The organism is Mycobacterium paragordonae (assembly GCF_003614435.1).
Classification (GTDB): Bacteria; Actinomycetota; Actinomycetes; order Mycobacteriales; family Mycobacteriaceae; genus Mycobacterium; species Mycobacterium paragordonae.
On record NZ_CP025546.1, the window covers coordinates 6,020,598 to 6,038,854 of the forward strand.

Below are 18,257 nucleotides of genomic sequence, written 5' to 3' on the forward strand. Positions count from 1 at the left end.
ACCCGGCCAAATCCCAACTGTCACAGCAGTCTCTGCGCCGGGAAGGCACTTCCTTTGCCCGCCTCGCAGCGACAAGTCACCGTGTCGCTGCGAGGCGGGCACGGCGAGGCGCGCTCCGGGCAGTGATCACCGCGGCGCAGGTGGCGTTCACCGGGGGCACCAGGTGCGGTGCGAGTGCGGCCCAGGAAGGCGTGAGTGCGGCGCGAGCGGGGCGCAACTGACATGATGCCGCCATGCACTTCGCGGGCGTCGATCTCGCCTGGGCCGGCCGCAACCCGACCGGGATCGCAGTGGTCGACGACGACGGCCTCCTGGTCAGCGTCGGCGCGGTCCGCACCGACGACGAAGTGCTAAACGCGTTGCGTCCGTGGGTGCGCGCCGAGTGCGTGGTGGGTTTCGATGCGCCGCTGGTGGTGACCAATCCGACCGGCCAGCGCCCTGCAGAGACCGCACTCAACCGGGATTTCCGCAGGTTCGAGGCGGGGGCGCATCCGGCCAACACCGGCAAACCCGAATTCGCCGACGGGCCGCGGGCCGCGCGGCTCGCTCAAGCGCTGCACCTGGACCTCGACCCGTATTCGGCGATCCCCCGCCGCGCGCTCGAGGTGTATCCGCACGCGGCGATGGTCGCCCTGTTCCAGCTGCCTCGCACGCTGAAGTACAAAGCCAAGCCGGGCCGCGACATCGACCAGCTCAGGTCGGAGTTACTGCGGCTGATGGATCTGGTCGAGACCTTGGCCGACGCGCCGGTACCGCTGCGCGTCCGCGACCACGCCGACTGGATCCGGCTGCGCGACGCCGTCCTGACGGCGCAGCGCAAGAGCCAACTGCGGCGCGCCGAAGATCCCGTCGACGCCGTGGTCTGCGCCTATGTAGCGCTCTACGCGCAGCGTCGACCCGACGACATCACCATCTACGGCGACGCCGCGACGGGTTATATCGCGACGCCGTCGTTGCCCAGGGATGTGCTGATGACCCGCACCGGCGGCTGATCGACCGGGGCCAGCACCTCGATCAGGTCAATCACCGTCGCCATCGCCGCGGTACGCGGATCGCGTCCTTCCACCAGCGCGGAGACCACCGAACCGTCAACCGCACAGATCAGGGTGCACACCAGCTCGATCTGGACCGATCTCCCCGATCTCTCGATTGCCTCGGCGACCGCTTCGGCGCGCTGGCGCAGGCTGCGCCGCATGCTCTCCCGCAACGCGGGGAGGCGGGTACAGGCGATATGACGCTCATATCGCGATATCAGCTGCTCAGCGAGCCCCGGTCCGGATACGTCCCCCACCAGCAAGTCGACCAGCACGTCAGCGGTGGTCTCCGGTCCCCGGCGCCGCCGGGACAGGGCGTTGACCCTGGCCCGCAACTGCGCCACCTCGATCATTCCGATGTGTTCGACCGCGCGGGCGATCAGATCATCGAGGGACGAAAAGTAGTAGGTGGTAGACGCCAGCGGCAGGCCGGCCCTCCGGGCAACCGCCCGGTGGCGCACCGCTTCGAACCCGCCTTCGCCGAGCAGCTCGGCGGCAGCGCTTACCAACGCGTACCGCCGACGTTCTCCTTTTGGAGTAACTGCTGCTGCTGTCACGCCCACCCATGCTGCCAGTCAAAGTGGTACTGCATTGCCATTTTCGCGAAACGAACATGGCATGATGACCCGCATGCCAGACATCAGCCGCCGCGCCGTGCTGCGCCTCGGAGCCGCGGCCGCATGCGGCGCGGGCGGCGCATATGCGCTCGACGTGCTGTTTCAGCCCCGGACGTCGGGCGCCGCCCCAGTTTCCTGGACTGGGACAAACGTTCCATTGGCGCCGGCACGGCCGCTGGATCCGGCACCCCCCGCGCAGGCGGCCCCGACCATGCTGACGGGCTCGTTTGTCTCGGCCGCCCGGGGCGGGATATCGACCAACTGGGCGATCGCGCGCCCACCGGGCCAGACCAAACCGCTGCGGCCGGTCATAGCGCTGCACGGGAAAGGCAACGACGCGGCGGCCGTGATGGCCGGCGGCGTCGAACAGGGCTTGGCGCAGGCCGTCAACGCCGGGTTGCCGCCGTTTGCAGTCGTCTCAGTCGATGGTGGCGGCGGCTACTGGCACAAGCGGGCCGACGGTGACGACGCCGGGGCGATGGTGCTGAACGAGCTGATCCCGATGCTGGACAGCCACGGTCTCGATACCTCGCGGGTGGGGTTTCTGGGCTGGTCGATGGGCGGCTACGGAGCTTTGCTGCTCGGCGGACGGTTGGGTCCCGGCCGCACCGCGGCGATCTGCGCGGTGAGCCCCGCGCTGTGGACGTCCTCTGGCGCGGCCGCGCCCGGTGCCTTCGACGGGCCCGACGACTATGCGGCCAATTCGGTGTGGGGCATGCCGACACTGGGTTCCATCCCGATCCGCATCGACTGCGGCGACAGCGACCCGTTCTATTCGGCGACCAAGCAGTTCATCGCTCAGCTGCCGAACCCTCCGGCCGGCGGTTTTTCACCGGGCGGTCACGACGGCGGGTTCTGGAGTTCGCAGCTGCCGGCCGAGATGACGTGGATGGCGCCGATATTGACGGCGTAGTCGTCACCATGTCTACCGTCGTCATGTGAGCGCACCTTTCGGCTGGCACAATCCGTACTCCTGGCCTCGCACGCCCGTACTCGGCGCCAACGTGGTCTGTACCTCTCAACCGCTGGCCGCTCAGGCCGGGCTGTCGATGCTCGCCGCCGGCGGCAACGCGGTCGACGCGGCCATCGCCACCGCGATCACGCTGACGATCGTCGAACCCGTGTCCAACGGCATCGGATCGGACGCGTTCGCGATCGTCTGGGACGGTGAGCAGTTGCACGGCCTCAACGCGTCAGGACGCTCACCCGCGACGTGGACGCCGGAATACTTTGGCGATCAAGGGGTTCCGGCGTTCGGCTGGAATTCGGTGACGGTGCCCGGGGCCGTGTCGGGATGGATGCAGCTACATGAGAGGTTCGGCAGGCTGCCGTTCGATCAGCTGTTCGCGCCCGCTATCTCCTACGGCCGCAACGGCTTTCTGGTGTCTCCGATGGTGGCGTCGCAGTGGGAGGCCCAGGTTCCGGTCTTCGCGTCGCAGCCCGGATTCGCCGCGGCCTTCCTGCCGAACGGACGAGCACCGAAAGCCGGGGAGTTGTTCACGTTCCCCGACCATGCGGCCACGCTGGAGAAGATCGCGGAATCCGGCGGCGAGGCGTTCTACCGCGGCGAGTTGGCTGCCAGACTCGAGGCGCACTCGACGGCGCACGGCGGCACGATGCGGGCCAGCGACCTGGCGGCCCACCGCGCCGACTGGGTCGGCACCATCAGCGGTGCATACCGCGGATACACCGTGCACGAGATACCGCCGAACGGTCAGGGCATCGTCGCCTTGATGGCGCTGGGTATCCTCGACCAGTTCGACATATCCTCGTTGCCGGTTGATTCCGCCGATAGCGTCCACCTGCAGATCGAGGCTGTGAAACTGGCGTTTGCGGACGCGCACGCGTGTGTCGCCGACATAGACCACATGACCGTGACCACCGAACGACTTCTCGACAGTGAGTATCTCCGTCAGCGGGCCGCGCTGATCGACCCGCGGCGCGCAAAGCCCGCCTCGGCCGGAACACCAAGGGGTGGCACGGTTTATCTGACCGCCGCCGATGCTTCCGGACTGATGGTGTCGATGATCCAATCGAACTACATGGGATTCGGCTCCGGAGTGGTGGTGCCGGACACCGGCATCGCACTGCAGAACCGGGGCGCGAATTTCGTGGTGACTCCGGGTCATCCCAACCGGATCGGTCCGGCCAAGCGACCCTTTCACACGATCATTCCCGGCTTCGTCACCAAAGACGGGGCTCCGGTGATGAGTTTCGGGGTGATGGGCGGTCCGATGCAGCCGCAGGGTCACGTGCAGGTGCTGGTGCGCATCGCGGACTATGACCAGAATCCGCAGGCGGCCTGCGACGGCCCCCGCTTTCGCTGGGTGGATGGCCTGCAAGTGGCCTGCGAGAAGGGATTTCCCGCGGCGACGCTCGACGAGTTGCGGCAGCGCGGACACGACCTGCTGACCGTGGACGACTACAACGCGTTCGGCAGTTGTCAGGCGATCTGGCGACTGCAGGACGGGTATCTCGCGGCCAGCGACCCACGGCGGGACGGGCAAGTCGCCGCGTTCTGATCCGGAGGTGCGGTGTTGCAAGCCGCCAAAGTCGACTAACGGCAAGCTCACAGGAAACGAAGAGCTGATTCGCGATCTTCACTGGGTAACGTCAATGCAGCGATTTCCGTTGAGGGGCGGTGCGTTGATTAGCTCAGTTCATCTGGGTCCCGGTGTGGGCTTGGGTGCCGGAGATGTGTTTGCCGGGTACACAATTGACCGGTTGTTGGGGTCCGGCGGTATGGGTGAGGTCTACCTCGCCCAGCATCCACGCCTGCCGCGCCAGGAGGCACTGAAGATACTCAACGACGACATCTGCGCCGACCCGGCCTATCGGCGGCGCTTCATCAAAGAGGCCGACCTGGCCGCGGCGCTGTGGCATCCCAACATCGTGCGCATCAACGACAGAGGCGAATCCGACGGCCAACTGTGGATCGCGATGGACTTCGTCGACGGCACCGACGCCGCGAGCCTGCTGCGCGAGCAGTATCCAGCCGGCATGCCCGCCGCGCAGGTCGGGGTGATCATCGAAGCGATCGCGGCCGCACTGGATTACGCCCATCACCATCACGACGTCTTGCACCGCGATGTCGGTCCGGCCAACATTCTGCTCGCTGCCCCGGGCACCGAGGAGCAGCGAATCCTGTTGGGTGACTTCGGTATCGCCCGCACCATCGGCGACACCGGCGGCCTGACCGCGACCAACATGATGATCGGCACCTTCCCCTATGCCGCGCCCGAGCAGTTGACCGACGAACCCATCGACGGCCGCGCCGACCAATACGCCCTGGCCGCCACCGCCTTTCACCTGCTGACCGGGGCCCCACTGTTCCCCCACACCAACCCCGCCGTGGTGATCAGCCGCCACCTCAACACCCCACCGCCGAAACTCGCCGAAATCCGCCCCACCCTGACGGCCTTCGACCCGGTCTTCGCCATCGCACTAGCCAAAGACCCCACCGAACGATTCGACCGATGCACCCACTTCGCCGACGCATTCACCCGCGCAGTACACGCCATCGGACAATCAACCAACTCGGTCTGGACCATGCCCAGACCCCTGGCAGTCAGAGAACCCACGCTGACGACCTCGGCGCCTGCGACACCACAACGAAGACGCCGACGGAGGGTCGCGGCGGCCGCCGCGGTCGTCGTCCTGGTAGGGGTCGGCGCCGGCGGATACCAGCCCTCCGGCGGCAGACCGCTGGCCTCGCCCGCAGGTGTGGCAACGCCTCAACATGCGGTGGCGCTGGCACCACCACTTAATGCACCTGCACCTGCACCTGCACCGGTACCGGCACCCCTACCTGCGCCGACTCCCGTTTCTGGCGCCTCGGTACCCGCTGCCGCTTCCGCTCCGACCACACCGCTCGTGAAACCGCCCGCGCCCCCACCGCAGCGGGCAGCGGTCGATCGCGACCAGACATTCGTCGACCAGCTATCCCACATTCCCGGGCTCACCGTCACCGACCCGGGAACGGCCGCTGCAACGGGCCGCGCGATCTGCAAGAGCCTGAAGAACGGGGGAAGCCCCAATGATTCTGTGCAGGCGACCGTCAACGGGAACAATGGCCTCACTCCCGCGCAGGCTGCCGCGGGCGTCAACGCCGCCATCGGCGTCTACTGTCCGCAATATCCGCACTAGCTGTCGTATTTCCCTGCGCCGCTGCCGTTCTCGCGGGCATGAGGCCGCTGCTGAATCCATCGGTCGACCGTGTCCCGCGCACGTGCCCCCGGACGTCAAGGTGAACGCAAGGTAAACTCATAGGAAACTAAGCGTGACTACCCGTTGAATCGGCGGGTAACATCGGATCAGCAATGCGGGCTGGCGCCGAGGCTGCGCTCGGCATGTTCTGTTACGGACGGTGCGATGATTAGCTCAGTTCATCTGGGTCCCGGTGTGGGCCTGGGTGCCGGAGATGTGTTTGCCGGGTACACAATTAACCGGTTGTTGGGGGCCGGCGGTATGGGTGAGGTCTACCTCGCTCAGCATCCGCGCCTGCCGCGCCAGGAGGCGCTGAAGATACTCAACGACGACATCTGCGCCGACCCGGCCTACCGCCGGCGCTTCATCAAAGAAGCCGACTTGGCCGCGGCGCTGTGGCATCCCAACATCGTGCGCATCAACGACAGAGGCGAATCCGACGGCCAACTGTGGATCGCGATGGACTTCGTCGACGGCACCGACGCCGCGAGCCTGCTGCGCGAGCAGTATCCGGCCGGCATGCCCGCCGCGCAGGTCGGGGTGATCATCGAAGCGATCGCGGCCGCACTGGATTACGCCCATCGCCATCACGACGTGCTGCACCGCGATGTCGGTCCGGCCAACATTCTGCTCGCCGCCCCGGGCACCGAGGAGCAGCGAATCCTGTTGGGTGACTTCGGTATCGCCCGCACCATCGGCGACACCGGCGGCCTGACCGCGACCAACATGATGATCGGCACCTTCCCCTATGCCGCGCCCGAGCAGTTGACCGACGAACCCATCGACGGCCGCGCCGACCAATACGCGCTGGCCGCCACCGCCTTTCACCTGCTGACCGGGGCCCCGCTGTTCCCCCACACCAACCCCGCCGTGGTGATCAGCCGCCACCTCAACACCCCACCGCCGAAACTCGCCGAAATCCGCCCCACCCTGACGGCCTTCGACCCGGTCTTCGCCATCGCCCTGGCCAAAGACCCCACCGAACGATTCGACCGATGCACCCACTTCGCCGACGCATTCACCCGCGCAGTGCACGCCATCGGACAATCAACCAACTCGGTCTGGACCATGCCCAGACCCCTGGCAGTCAGAACACCCACGCTCACGCCCAAGCCCGCCAGCGCGGCAGCCACCGCTGAGCCGCAACGCCGGAGGCGGCGGATCTTCGCGGCCGCGGCAACAGCGGTCGCGCTGGTCGGCGTCGGTGCCAGTAGCTACCCGGCCGACGACAAACCGGACGTCGGCGCGCCCGTTGCGGCACCGGTCACGGCGCGGGCTCAGCTGGCCGCGGAGGCGGCACCGCCCGCGGCGCCAGTGCCGCCACCGCCCAACGACGCGCCGCCACCGCCGCCACCCGCGCCGGCTTCCGCTGCGCCGCACGCGCCTGCCCCGGCCTCCGTTGGCCCCCATGCTTCAGCCCCGGCCGCTGTTTCGGCACCGGTCGCTCCGGTGCCGAAAGCGCCTGCCCCGCAAGCGCCCGTCCCGCAAACACCGCCACCGCCGCAACGGCCGCCCGACCCGGACCAGGCCTTCGTCAACATGGTGTCCGGCATCCCCGGCCTCACCGTGACCGACCCGACCACGGCCGCCGCGACCGGCCGCGCCGTGTGCACGAGCCTGCAAAACGGTGCAACGCCAAACGATTCCGTTCAGGCGACGGTGAACGGCAACAACACCGTCACCCCCGCCCAGGCTGCCGCCGGCGTGAACGCGGCGATCACTGTCTACTGTCCCCAGTACCAGCAATAGGCCGCCCGGCTACTGCAGGCTGATCTTTCCCTCGGCGGCGCGCTTGCCGATGTCGGTGCGAAAGTGGCTGCCCGGCAATCGAATCGAGCCAAGAATTTCGTACGCGCGGGCGCGGGCTTCGGACAGGTCGGCGCCGGTACCCACCACCGACAGCACCCGTCCTCCGGCGGAGACGATCGCTCCGTCGTCGCGGCGGGTGGTGCCGGCGTGCAGTACACCCTCGGCTTCGGAACCGACGATGACGTCGCCGACCCGTGGCCGCCCGGGATAGTTCTCGGCCGCCAGCACCACCGTCACCGCGGCACCATCGCGCCAACGCAACTGTTCGAAGTCGGCCAGCTTTCCGCTGCCGGCCGCGTGCAGCAGCTGGCCGAGCGGCGTTTCCAGCAGGGCCAGAACTGCCTGGGTCTCCGGATCGCCGAAACGGCAATTGAATTCGACCACCGCGGGACCGCTGGAGGTAATCGCCAGGCCGGCGTAGAGCAGTCCATTGAACGGGCTACCGCGCCGGACGAGTTCGGCCGCAACGGGTTCGACGACGCGGCTGACGATCTCGCGGTAAACGTCGTCGGGCAGCCAGGGCAGCGGTGCGTAGGCACCCATGCCGCCGGTGTTGGGGCCGGCATCGCCGTCGCCGACCCGCTTGAAGTCCTGTGCGGGCAGCAGCGGCACCACGGTCGCGCCGTCGAGCACGCAGAACAGCGAGACCTCCGGGCCGTCCAGGAATGACTCGAGCAGCACTGGATGACCCGACTCGAGCAGACCGGCCGCGTGCGCGCGTGCGGCGTCGCGATCGGCGGTCACCACGACGCCTTTGCCGGCAGCCAGCGAGTCGTCCTTGACCACCCAGGCCGGGTCACCGGCCGGCGGTCCGAAACGTTCGAGGGCGGCGTCCAGATTCGCCGGGTTGTCCACGATTTCGCTGGCCGCTGTCCGGACCCCGGCCGCGGCCATCACTTCCTTGGCGAAGGCCTTGGACCCCTCGATACGCGCAGCGTCCTTGCCGGGGCCGAAGCAGACGATGCCGGCAGCGCGCAGGGCATCGGCCACTCCTAGCACCAGCGGCACCTCGGGCCCGATCACCACCAGGTCGGCCTCGACTTTGCGCGCCAGGGCGACGACCTGGTCGCCGGAGCTGATGTCGACATCGTACTGCTCGGCCAGCCGGGTGGTGCCGGCGTTGCCGGGGGCGACGATCAACCCCGTGACCTGCGGGTCTCTGCTGAGCGCCAGCAGCAGGGCATGTTCACGGGCACCGGAGCCGATCACCAGGACGCGCACGACAGGTCAGACTAGCCGCAAGCCGCTAGAGAATCTTTTCCAGCAGGTCCCTCAGGTCGTGCTGCTGCCCGACGGTGAGGCGGCTAAGGCGCTTGTCGAACTCTTCCGAGAGCAGCGCCAGCCCCTTGGTGCTGGCCCGGCGCCCCTCCGGAGTGAGCAGCAGGCGATGGCGCCGCAGGTCGGTGGGGTCGATTTCACGGCGCACGAATTTCGCCGCTTCCAGCCGTTTGAGGTAGAGCGTGACGGTTGCCTTGGGCATGCTCAACGCCGCCGCGAGCTCCGCCGGGTAAGGGTGCTCGTCGATCTCGGCGAGCAGGAACAGCTCTTTGGACTCCAGCCCAAGCGCACTGATGCGGGGTTCCGCGCACGATATGACCGACAGCAGGACCCGGTAGTTGAGCGACCAGATTTTGGCCGCGTCGACTGCAGACATCGACTTGCCAGATCGTTCAGTCGTGAACTAGTTTATTAATGAACAATCGCATAGTCGAACAACTTACCAGAAAGCGGGCGCTATGCCTCTTGATCAGTACGTGACACTCGGTCGATCGGGATTGCGGGTCAGCCCGTTGTGCCTGGGCGCGATGACCTTCGGTGAAGACCTCGGCTGGGGCACCAGCGTCGAAGAGTCCCAACAGATCATCGACCGGTACCTCGAACTCGGCGGCAACTTCATCGACACCGCCAACTTCTACACGCGCAGCCACTCCGAGAAGATCATCGGCGATCACATCGGGCGGCATCCGGAACGGCGCGATCGCGTCGTCATCGCCACCAAGTTCAGCGGCAATCTCTACCCGGGCGACCCCAACGGCGGCGGGTCCGGCCGCAAGTCGGTGATCAAGGCGTGCGAGAACTCGTTGCGGCGCTTGCAGACCGACTACATCGACCTCTACTGGCTGCACATCTGGGATCAGAACACCCCCATCGAGGAGACCATGGCCGCACTCGACGACCTGGTCCGGGCCGGCAAGGTGCGTTATCTCGGTGTCTCGGACACCCCGGCGTGGAAAATCGTGGAAGCCAACCTGATTGCCCGCTTCCGCGGCTGGTCCTCGTTCGTCGGCCTGCAGATCGAGTACTCGCTGCTGGAACGCACCGTCGAGCAGGAACTCGTCCCGATGGCTGCCGAGTTCGGGCTCGGCATCACGCCCTGGTCACCGCTGAAAAGCGGTGTGCTGAGCGGGAAGTACACCCGCACCAACGCCGACCGACAAGAGTCCGGCCGCGGTGCCATGGTCGACGCGTTCCTCAACGAGGAGACGTACGCCCTGATCGACGAACTCGAGGTCATCGCCCGGGCGCACGACACCGCGGTTTCCAGCGTTGCGCTGGCCTGGCTGCAGGCGCAGCGGGCGGTGACGTCCATCATCATTGGGGCACGCCGGCTTTCGCAGTTCGACGAGAACGTGCGCGCGGTGGACGTGAACCTCACGGCCGACGACATAGCGCGGCTGGACGCTCTCACCAGGCCGGCCTTCGGTTTCCCGCAGAGCATGATCGAGATGGCGCCGGGCATCATCAACGGCGGCACGTCGGTCAATGGCGTGTCGGCGCCGATCTCGGAATACGTGATGCCGGCGGGAGGTCGCCCCTACTGAAGGCTAGTCGCCCGCGTTCATCTTCAGGGCGCGCTCGACGTTGGCCTTCTTGTCTTCCTCCGCACCCTTGGCCGCGGCCTTCTTGCGCCTGGCCACGACCGTGTCGACGGCGCCGTTGAGCGCCGAACCCAGCGGAAAACCGAGGTAATGGGTGAGGAACAGAGCCATTTCCTTCAGCTCGGTTTCGCTGAGTTCGCCGTTGAGCAGCGCGGCATTGATCTGGATCTCGGCCAGGTCGCGATTGCCGATGGCGGTGACCGCGGTCAGGGTCATGATGCGCTTGTCCCGCATCGACAACCCCGGCCGGGTCCAGATGGAACCGAACAGGTGGTCCACCGTCAGGTCGAAGTAGGGATCGCCCTCGATGTTGGGCATCTCCCAGCCGTAGACCTCGTTCATCTTGTCCAGGCCCTTGCGGCGCAGTTCGTCCATCACGCGTCTTTCTCTTCGTCGTGCGGTACTCCGAGGCCGGCAGCCAACCGCTGCCGAGCCAACTCCGCCAGCGGCAGGTCGACCGAAACCGACTCTCCCAACGCCAGAGCCAGGCTCAGATCCTTCTCCCCCAACCCCCGGGTGTGCAGGAACGGCTGGTACAGAAAGTTCTCCGGATCGAGGTCGTTCATGTCCTCGCGCACCATGATCGCGCCCGGACCGCCGGTGAGCGCGTCGGTGTGGCGGACCACCCGGCCCAGCGCCTGCAGATCCAGCCCGGCCGCCTCGGCCAGCTTCATGGCCTCGCACGCCGCCGCGTACGAGGTGAACGTCAACATGTTGCGGGCCAACTTCATCCGCGTGCCGGCGCCGGGTTCACCGGCGTGAATGACCATCGCCGCCCAGTGTTTGAAGGCCGGCTTGATCCGCTCGTACACCTCGCGTTCGGCGCCGACCATGGTGGCGAGCTCGCCCTTGGCCGCCGCCGCCGCCCCGCCGCTCACCGGTGCGTCGACGACGTGAATGCCCTGCGGCTTGAGTTCGGCCGCCAGCTCGACAGCGGTGGTGTCGCTGATCGTGGAGTGAATTGCGATGACAGTCCCAGGCTTTGCGCTGGCGGCCAGTTCGCCGACGACCTCACGCACCTGCGCGTCGTTGAGCACGGTGATATGCACGATGTCAGCGGCCGCGATGTCGGCCACGCTGTCGCCCCGGTTGGCGCCCTTATCCAGCAGCGGCGCCATCGCCTCGGCGCGGATGTCGTAAACCGTCACCCCGCCCGGCCATTCGGTCATCTTCGTCGCCATCGGCGCGCCCATGTTGCCCAGGCCGATGTATCCGAGCTTCAACTGTTCGCTCATGAGCGGATGATCTGTCCGCCGTCGACGTTGAAGATCTGCCCGGTGATCCAGCGGGCCTGATCGCTCAACAGGAACAGACACATGCCCACCAGGTCGTCGGGGGTTCCCATGCGCGACAACGGGAGTCCCTTGACGATGTCGTCGACGATCTCCTTGGGCGTGGTGGTTCGGTTGGCCTCGGTGTCGATCGGACCGGGTGCGATGGCGTTGATCCGGATGTTCTGGCCGCCCAGTTCCCGGGACAGTTGTTGGGTGAGGCCGTTGATGCCGACCTTCGCCAGGCCGTAGAAGTTGGCATAGAGCCACGCTGCCGTGGACGACTGGTTGACGATCGCCCCGCCGCCGCGCTTGGCCATCTTCTTGTAGACCGCGCGGGTGCACCACAGGGCGCCATCGAGATTCACGCTCATGAATCTCTTGTAGTACTCGGGGTCCACGGTGAGCAGGAAGTCGAGTTTCATTCCGCCGAAAATTGCGGCGTTGTTGACCAGATAGTCGATTCCGCCGAACTCGGCCAGAGTGCGATCGGCCATCGCCTTGGCCGACGCCGGGTCGGACACGTCCACCGGGATGCTGATGGCCGTTCCGCCGTCCGCGACGATCTGCTTGGCCACCCCCTCGGCCGCCTCGGCGTTGATGTCCGCCACCACCACCGCAGCGCCTTCGCGGGCCAGCGCCTCGACGTATGCCTGGCCGATACCGCCACCGGACCCGGTGACGATGGCTACCTTGTTTTCAAACTGCACGGTGGCATCCCCTCGGTTGGCTTTCAACTAGCTGAAGTCGCAATGGTTTTGATTTCCAGATACTCCTCGAACCCGGCCAGGCCCATTTCGCGGCCGTTGCCGGACTGCTTGTATCCGCCGAACGGCGCGTCCGCGGAGTACCAGACACCGCCGTTGACATTGACGGTGCCAACCCGCATCCGCGACGCGAACCGGGCGGCCCGGTCTGCGTCCGCGCTGAAAACGGTGCCGGACAGACCATATGGCGAGTCGTTGGCGATACGCAGCGCGTCCTCGTCACCGTCATGCGCGATCACCGTGAGCACGGGCCCGAAAATCTCCTCGCGGGCCACCCGGGCGTCGTTGCCCAGACCCGCGATCACGGTGGGTTCGATAAAGTAGCCGACATCGCGTCCCGCCGGCCGGCCGCCACCGCAGGCGAAGGTCCCGCCCTCGGCGATCGCCGAGTCCAGGTAGCCCTGCACGCGGTCCCGCTGGCGCGCGGAGATCACTGGGCCGCAGACGGTTCCGGGATCATTGGGATCGCCCGGCTTGATTCCCGCCATGGTTCCCGCCGCCGCCGCGACGGCGTCGTCGTAGTGCGCCCGCGGAACGACCAATCGGGTGGTGATCGCGCAGCCCTGCCCGGCGTGCATGGACGCGGTGAACCCCGCCATCGCGCACGCACCGGCCAGATCGGCGTCGTCGAGCACCACAAACGCCGACTTCCCACCCAGTTCCAGGAACACCTTCTTGATGGTGGCGGCCGCGTCACTCATCACGCTGCGGCCGGTGGCGGTGGAGCCGGTGAACGAAATCATGTCCACCCGAGGGTCTTTGGCGAGCAACGCGCCCACGCTGTGGTCGCTGGAGGTGACGATGTTGACCACGCCCGGCGGAATGTCGGTGTGCTCGGCGATGAGCTCGCCGAGTACCGCCGCGCACCAGGGAGTGTCGGGCGCCGGCTTCAACACGATGGTGTTGCCCGCCGCGAGAGCCGGACCCAACTTGGCAAGGTTGATTTGATGCGGGAAGTTCCACGGCGTGATGGCGCCGACGACACCCACCGCCTCCCGGGCGATGGTGCGCCGGGTCGGGATGCCCATCGGGGCCGCCTGCCCGAGATCCTGGTTCCAGACATAGCTTTCGGCGGTGTCGGCCGCGAACGCGAGGTCATTGACCGGACCCTCCAGCTGGGCCATCGAGGTGAGCATCCGCGGCGCGCCGACTTCGGAAATCGTCAGCTCGCGCAACTCTTCGGTGTGCTGCTGCATCGCTTCGCGCAACTGCCGGATGCACCGCACCCGCAGTTCGGTGTTGCGCGACCAGTCGGTGTCGTCGAAGGCACGCCGCGCCGCATCGATGGCACGGCCCATGTCTTGTGCGTCGGCGTCCGCCGCTACGCCCAGCACCTCCTCGGTAGCCGGATTGGCAGTGGGGAAGGTGCCCGCGCTGCCTTCCGAGAATTTGCCGTCGATGAACAGTGCACTCACGCCGTCGGCCAACAGGGCCATCTACCACTCCCACCACATGCGCTCAGCCGTCCGAAGCCGAGTCCTCATCCTGAATGGACAACTGTCCGATATTGTTCCTTCGAACCATAGCGCCGCAGTCGCCACGGGTGCAAGAGCCGATCCGCAGGCCAACGGCAATCCGGCAACTCGATGTACCTGACGTGCATATTCGTGCACGGGGCTTGCTTCACGGCGCGGCCATCCTCTAGTTTGGACATGTGTCCAGTGATGCTGTGGTTTCGGTAGCCGACCAGGCTCAGCACCCGGTCGGCAGGACTCCGCGGAACCGCCGCCAGGAGGAAACCTTCCGGAAGGTACTGGCCGCCGGCATGGAGACCATGCGGGAGAACTCCTACGCGGACCTGACCGTCCGGATGGTTGCGGCCAAGGCGAAAGTGGCGCCGGCGACCGCGTACACGTACTTCTCGTCCAAGAACCACCTGATCGCCGAGGTTTACCTCGATCTGGTGCGGCATGTGCCGTTCTTCACCGACGTCAACGTCGCGATGCACACCCGGGTGGACCAGGCGTTGCGGCACCTGGCGCTGGTCGTCGCCGACGAACCCGAAGTTGGCGCGGCGTGCACGGCCGCGTTGCTGGGCGGCGGCACCGACCCCGCGGTACGCGCCGTGCGCGACCGGATCGGAGCGGAGATCCACCGCCGCATCGCCTCGGCCATCGGGCCCGGCGCCGAGGCCGGCACCGTCGCGGCGTTGCAAATGGCCTTCTATGGCGCCCTGGTTCAGGCCGGGAGCGGCGAGTTCACTTATCACGAGATTGCCGACCGGTTGGCCGACGTGGTGGGCCTCATCCTGACCGGGGCCGAAAAGGGCGGTGATGCATGACGATTCATGTCGGGGATCCGGAATTGATTCTGGACCCATACGATTACGACTTCCACGAGGACCCGTACCCGTACTACCGGCGGCTGCGTGACGAGGCGCCGCTCTACCACAACGAAGCGCTCGGTTTCTGGGCGGTCTCGCGGCACAGCGATGTGCACCAGGGTTTTCGCAACAGCACCACACTGTCCAACCGCGACGGAGTCTCGTTGGACCCGGTCTCGCGCGGCCCGCACGCGTCGAAGACGATGTCGTTCCTGGCCATGGACGACCCGGCGCATCTACGGCTGCGCACCCTGGTATCGAAAGGGTTCACTCCCAGGCGAATTCGCGAACTCGAACCCCGGGTCACCGAACTCGCCGTGCAGCACCTCGACGTGATGCTGGAGAAGGCTGCGTCCGGAACCGTCGACTACGTCGCCGAATTCGCCGGCAAGCTCCCGATGGACGTGATCTCGGAGCTGATGGGCGTGCCGGTGGCTGATCGCGACCGCATCCGCGCCTGGGCCGACGGCGTCATGCACCGCGAAGACGGTGTCACCGACGTGCCGGCCTCGGCGATCGAAGCGTCGATCAACCTGATCGTCTACTACCAGGGCATGATCGCCGAACGCCGCAAGAAGCTCACCGACGACCTGACGTCGGCGCTGCTGGAGGCCGAGATCGACGGCGACCGGCTCACCGACGAGGAAGTCCTCGGGTTCATGTTCCTGATGGTGATCGCGGGCAATGAGACCACCACCAAACTCCTTGCCAACGCCGCCTTCTGGGGGCACAAGAACCCCGATCAGCTGACGCCGATGTACACCGACCTGTCTCGGATTCCGCTGTGGGTCGAGGAGACGCTGCGGTACGACACGTCCAGCCAGATCCTGGCCCGTACCGTGTCCGGTCCGCTGGAGCTCTACGACACCACGCTTTCCGAAGGGGACGTGCTGTTGCTGTTACCCGGTTCGGCCCACCGCGACGAGCGCGTGTTCGACCAACCCGACGATTTCGTGATCGGCCGCGACATCGGCTCGAAGCTTCTGAGTTTCGGCAGTGGAGCCCATTTCTGTCTGGGGGCCCACCTGGCCCGGATGGAAGCGCGGGTAGCGCTGACCGAGTTGTTCAAGCGAATCCGCGGATACGAGGTGGACGAGGCCAACGCCGTCCGCGTCCACTCCAGCAACGTCCGCGGGTTCGCTCACTTACCCGTCACCGTGGAGGTCCGCTGATGCCCCGCTTTGAGCCGCATCCCGCACGCCGGCCCGCCATCGTCGCGGGCGCGTCGTCGGGTATCGGTGCCGCGACCGCGATTGAGCTTGCGGCTCATGGTTTTCCGGTGGCGCTGGGAGCGCGGCGGGTGGAGAAGTGCCAGGAACTCGTCGACAAGATCCGCGCAGCGGGCGGCGAAGCGGTGGCACTGCCACTGGACGTCACCGATCCGGCGTCGGTCAAGGACTTCGTGCGGCAAGCCACCGAGCAGCTCGGAGACATCGAGGTGCTGGTCGCCGGCGCCGGTGACACGTATTTCGGCAAGCTGCACGAGATCGACAGCGAGGCTTTCGAATCGCAGCTGCAGATCCACTTGATCGGGGCGAATCGGCTTGCCACGGCCGTGCTTCCGGGGATGCTCGAGCGTCAGCGCGGTGACCTGATCTTCGTGGGTTCCGACGTCGCATTGCGGCAGCGCCCGCACATGGGCGCCTACGGGGCGGCCAAGGCCGGACTGATCGCGATGGTCACCAACCTGCAGATGGAGCTGGAGGGCACCGGCGTGCGGGCATCGATCGTCCACCCCGGCCCGACCAAGACGGGAATGGGCTGGAGCCTGCCTGCCGAGTTGATCGGCCCGGCGCTCGAGGACTGGGCCAAATGGGGCCAGGCGCGGCACGACTACTTCCTGCGGGCTTCCGATCTGGCGCGGGCGATCACCTTCGTCGCCGAGACGCCGCGGGGCGGGTTCGTGGTCAACATGGAGCTTCAGCCCGAAGCGCCGTTGACGACCACCAAAGAGCGCCAGCAACTGAAAGTCGATGAGAAAGCGCTGAATTCATGACTCGTACAGCGACCGTGCCGCGGGTGTCCGGCGGCGAAGGAGAACACGGCCATCTCGAAGAGTTCCGCACCGACCCGATCGGTCTGATGCAGCGGGTGCGCGACGAATGCGGCGACGTCGGCTGGTTCCAGCTGGCCGGCAAGCACGTCATCCTGCTCACCGGCGCCGGCGCCAACGAGTTCTTCTTCCGTTCGGCCGACGAGGATCTGGATCAGGCCGAGGCCTACCCGTTCATGACACCGATCTTCGGCAAGGGCGTGGTGTTCGACGCCAGTCCGGAGCGGCGCAAGGAAATGCTGCACAACTCGGCGCTGCGTGGCGAACACATGAAGGGCCACGCCGTCACCATCGAGGGCGAAGTGCGAAAGATGGTGGCCGACTGGGGCGACGAAGGCGAGATCGACCTGCTCGACTTCTTCGCCGAGCTGACCATCTACACCTCGACCGCCTGCCTGATCGGGTTGAAGTTCCGCAACCAGCTGGACTCCCGGTTCGCGCACTTCTACCACCAGCTGGAACGGGGCACCGACCCGCTGTGCTACGTCGATCCCTATCTGCCGATCGAGAGCTTCCGCATCCGCGACGAATCCCGCGTGGGCCTGGTGGCGCTGGTGCAGGAGATCATGGACCAGCGAATTGCCAACCCGCCCATGGACAAAAGCGATCGCGACATGCTCGATGTGCTGGTGTCCATCAAGGACGAGGACGGCAACCTCCGGTTCTCCGCCGACGAAGTCACCGGCATGTTCATCTCACTGATGTTCGCCGGCCACCACACCAGTTCGGGCACCTCGGCCTGGACGCTGATCGAGTTGATGCGCCACCCCGAGGCCTACGCGGATGTCGTCAAGGAACTCGACGAACTGTACGCCGACGGCCAGGAGGTGAGTTTCCATGCGCTGCGCCAGATCCCGAAGCTGGAGAACGTGCTCAAGGAGACGCTGCGGCTGCACCCGCCGTTGATCATCCTGATGCGGGTGGCCCAGGGCGAGTTCGAGGTAGAGGGATACCCGATTCACAAGGGCGACTTCGTCGCCGCGTCCCCGGCGATCTCCAACCGGATCCCGGAGGACTTCCCCGATCCCGACGCTTTCGATCCGGACCGTTATGAGAAGCCCCGGCAGGAAGACCTGGTCAACCGCTGGACCTGGATTCCGTTCGGCGCCGGTCGGCACCGCTGCGTGGGCGCCGCGTTCGCCCAGATGCAGATCAAGGCGATCTTCTCGGTTCTGTTGCGCGAGTACGAGTTCGAGATGGCGCAACCCGCCGACAGCTACCACAACGACCACTCCAAGATGGTGGTGCAGCTGGCCCGGCCCGCCAAGGTCCGCTACCGCAAGCGCGCTCAGGCATAA

17 protein-coding genes are annotated in these 18,257 nt (G+C 66.6%); 10 read left to right on the top strand and 7 right to left on the bottom strand.

Annotated features, from left to right (window positions below; translation table 11 throughout):
• Positions 1-233 precede the first annotated feature (233 nt).
• Positions 234-992 (top strand): DUF429 domain-containing protein, encoded by a 759-nt coding sequence (locus tag C0J29_RS26895; RefSeq protein WP_120794090.1) that lies wholly within the window; start codon positions 234-236, stop codon positions 990-992.
• On the opposite strand, the gene C0J29_RS26900 is transcribed toward C0J29_RS26895, so the two are convergent.
• On the bottom strand, positions 935-1,597 hold the full coding sequence (locus C0J29_RS26900; RefSeq protein WP_120794091.1) for a TetR/AcrR family transcriptional regulator: 663 nt from the start codon (positions 1,595-1,597) through the stop codon (positions 935-937). The genes C0J29_RS26895 and C0J29_RS26900 overlap by 58 nt on opposite strands.
• A gap of 55 nt (positions 1,598-1,652) precedes the next feature.
• On the opposite strand from C0J29_RS26900, the gene C0J29_RS26905 reads away from it, so the two are divergent.
• The 4 genes from C0J29_RS26905 (at position 1,653) to C0J29_RS26920 (ending at position 7,606) form a co-directional block, all read left to right on the top strand.
• Positions 1,653-2,564, top strand: coding sequence for an alpha/beta hydrolase-fold protein (locus C0J29_RS26905; RefSeq protein ID WP_120794092.1), 912 nt, complete (start codon positions 1,653-1,655; stop codon positions 2,562-2,564).
• Positions 2,565-2,589: 25 nt separating this feature from the next.
• On the top strand, positions 2,590-4,173 hold the full coding sequence (gene ggt, locus C0J29_RS26910; protein WP_120794093.1) for a gamma-glutamyltransferase: 1,584 nt from the start codon (positions 2,590-2,592) through the stop codon (positions 4,171-4,173).
• A gap of 124 nt (positions 4,174-4,297) precedes the next feature.
• Positions 4,298-5,797, top strand: a complete 1,500-nt coding sequence (locus C0J29_RS26915; protein ID WP_371872466.1) for a serine/threonine-protein kinase — start codon at positions 4,298-4,300, stop codon at positions 5,795-5,797.
• A gap of 225 nt (positions 5,798-6,022) precedes the next feature.
• On the top strand, positions 6,023-7,606 hold the full coding sequence (locus tag C0J29_RS26920) for a serine/threonine-protein kinase (protein ID WP_120794095.1): 1,584 nt from the start codon (positions 6,023-6,025) through the stop codon (positions 7,604-7,606).
• Between the two features lie 9 nt (positions 7,607-7,615).
• Here C0J29_RS26920 and purD read toward each other — a convergent pair whose 3' ends face one another.
• Both purD and C0J29_RS26930 read right to left on the bottom strand, forming a co-directional pair.
• A complete protein-coding gene (gene purD / locus C0J29_RS26925) occupies positions 7,616-8,887 on the bottom strand; it encodes a phosphoribosylamine--glycine ligase (protein WP_120794096.1) in 1,272 nt (423 codons plus the stop codon).
• 25 nt (positions 8,888-8,912) lie between these two features.
• Complete coding sequence (locus tag C0J29_RS26930) at positions 8,913-9,320, bottom strand: MarR family winged helix-turn-helix transcriptional regulator (protein WP_120794097.1); 408 nt, start codon at positions 9,318-9,320, stop codon at positions 8,913-8,915.
• A gap of 82 nt (positions 9,321-9,402) precedes the next feature.
• Here C0J29_RS26930 and C0J29_RS26935 point away from each other — a divergent pair, with 82 nt between their 5' ends.
• Positions 9,403-10,488, top strand: a complete 1,086-nt coding sequence (locus C0J29_RS26935) for an aldo/keto reductase (protein WP_065162375.1) — start codon at positions 9,403-9,405, stop codon at positions 10,486-10,488.
• A gap of 3 nt (positions 10,489-10,491) precedes the next feature.
• Here the strand turns inward: C0J29_RS26935 and C0J29_RS26940 are convergent, their stop codons facing one another.
• From C0J29_RS26940 to C0J29_RS26955, 4 genes are read right to left on the bottom strand one after another with little or no spacing between them, the layout of a single operon-like run.
• The gene (locus C0J29_RS26940) at positions 10,492-10,920 is read right to left on the bottom strand and encodes a carboxymuconolactone decarboxylase family protein (protein WP_065050198.1); all 429 of its coding nucleotides are present in this window, start codon (positions 10,918-10,920) and stop codon (positions 10,492-10,494) included.
• The gene (locus C0J29_RS26945) at positions 10,920-11,780 is read right to left on the bottom strand and encodes an NAD(P)-dependent oxidoreductase (RefSeq protein WP_120794098.1); all 861 of its coding nucleotides are present in this window, start codon (positions 11,778-11,780) and stop codon (positions 10,920-10,922) included. The genes C0J29_RS26940 and C0J29_RS26945 overlap by 1 nt, the downstream gene beginning before the upstream one ends.
• A complete protein-coding gene (locus C0J29_RS26950; protein WP_065050202.1) occupies positions 11,777-12,526 on the bottom strand; it encodes an SDR family oxidoreductase in 750 nt (249 codons plus the stop codon). The genes C0J29_RS26945 and C0J29_RS26950 overlap by 4 nt, the downstream gene beginning before the upstream one ends.
• A gap of 23 nt (positions 12,527-12,549) precedes the next feature.
• Positions 12,550-14,019 (bottom strand): aldehyde dehydrogenase, encoded by a 1,470-nt coding sequence (locus C0J29_RS26955; protein WP_120794099.1) that lies wholly within the window; start codon positions 14,017-14,019, stop codon positions 12,550-12,552.
• Positions 14,020-14,237: 218 nt separating this feature from the next.
• Between C0J29_RS26955 and C0J29_RS26960 the strand changes: the two genes are divergently transcribed.
• The 4 genes from C0J29_RS26960 to C0J29_RS26975 are packed head-to-tail and all read left to right on the top strand — an operon-like array spanning position 14,238 to position 18,257.
• Positions 14,238-14,864: a TetR/AcrR family transcriptional regulator gene (locus C0J29_RS26960; RefSeq protein WP_371872467.1), complete on the top strand. Its 627-nt coding sequence runs from the start codon at positions 14,238-14,240 to the stop codon at positions 14,862-14,864.
• A complete protein-coding gene (locus tag C0J29_RS26965; protein WP_120794100.1) occupies positions 14,861-16,078 on the top strand; it encodes a cytochrome P450 in 1,218 nt (405 codons plus the stop codon). The genes C0J29_RS26960 and C0J29_RS26965 overlap by 4 nt, the downstream gene beginning before the upstream one ends.
• Positions 16,078-16,902: an SDR family oxidoreductase gene (locus C0J29_RS26970; RefSeq protein ID WP_120794101.1), complete on the top strand. Its 825-nt coding sequence runs from the start codon at positions 16,078-16,080 to the stop codon at positions 16,900-16,902. Before C0J29_RS26965 ends, C0J29_RS26970 begins: the two co-directional genes overlap by 1 nt.
• On the top strand, positions 16,899-18,257 hold the full coding sequence (locus C0J29_RS26975) for a cytochrome P450 (protein ID WP_120794102.1): 1,359 nt from the start codon (positions 16,899-16,901) through the stop codon (positions 18,255-18,257). Before C0J29_RS26970 ends, C0J29_RS26975 begins: the two co-directional genes overlap by 4 nt.

Bases quoted from the DNA above. Each gene is read 5' to 3' on its own strand.
- C0J29_RS26940 (WP_065050198.1), bottom strand. From the start codon at position 10,920: ATGGACGAACTGCGCCGCAAGGGCCTGGACAAGATGAACGAGGTCTAC.
- C0J29_RS26930 (WP_120794097.1), bottom strand. From the start codon at position 9,320: ATGTCTGCAGTCGACGCGGCCAAAATCTGGTCGCTCAACTACCGGGTC.
- C0J29_RS26945 (WP_120794098.1), bottom strand. From the start codon at position 11,780: ATGAGCGAACAGTTGAAGCTCGGATACATCGGCCTGGGCAACATGGGC.
- C0J29_RS26895 (WP_120794090.1), top strand. From the start codon at position 234: ATGCACTTCGCGGGCGTCGATCTCGCCTGGGCCGGCCGCAACCCGACC.
- C0J29_RS26935 (WP_065162375.1), top strand. From the start codon at position 9,403: ATGCCTCTTGATCAGTACGTGACACTCGGTCGATCGGGATTGCGGGTC.
- C0J29_RS26920 (WP_120794095.1), top strand. From the start codon at position 6,023: ATGATTAGCTCAGTTCATCTGGGTCCCGGTGTGGGCCTGGGTGCCGGA.
- C0J29_RS26905 (WP_120794092.1), top strand. From the start codon at position 1,653: ATGATGACCCGCATGCCAGACATCAGCCGCCGCGCCGTGCTGCGCCTC.
- C0J29_RS26965 (WP_120794100.1), top strand. From the start codon at position 14,861: ATGACGATTCATGTCGGGGATCCGGAATTGATTCTGGACCCATACGAT.
- C0J29_RS26955 (WP_120794099.1), bottom strand. From the start codon at position 14,019: ATGGCCCTGTTGGCCGACGGCGTGAGTGCACTGTTCATCGACGGCAAA.
- C0J29_RS26975 (WP_120794102.1), top strand. From the start codon at position 16,899: ATGACTCGTACAGCGACCGTGCCGCGGGTGTCCGGCGGCGAAGGAGAA.
- C0J29_RS26970 (WP_120794101.1), top strand. From the start codon at position 16,078: ATGCCCCGCTTTGAGCCGCATCCCGCACGCCGGCCCGCCATCGTCGCG.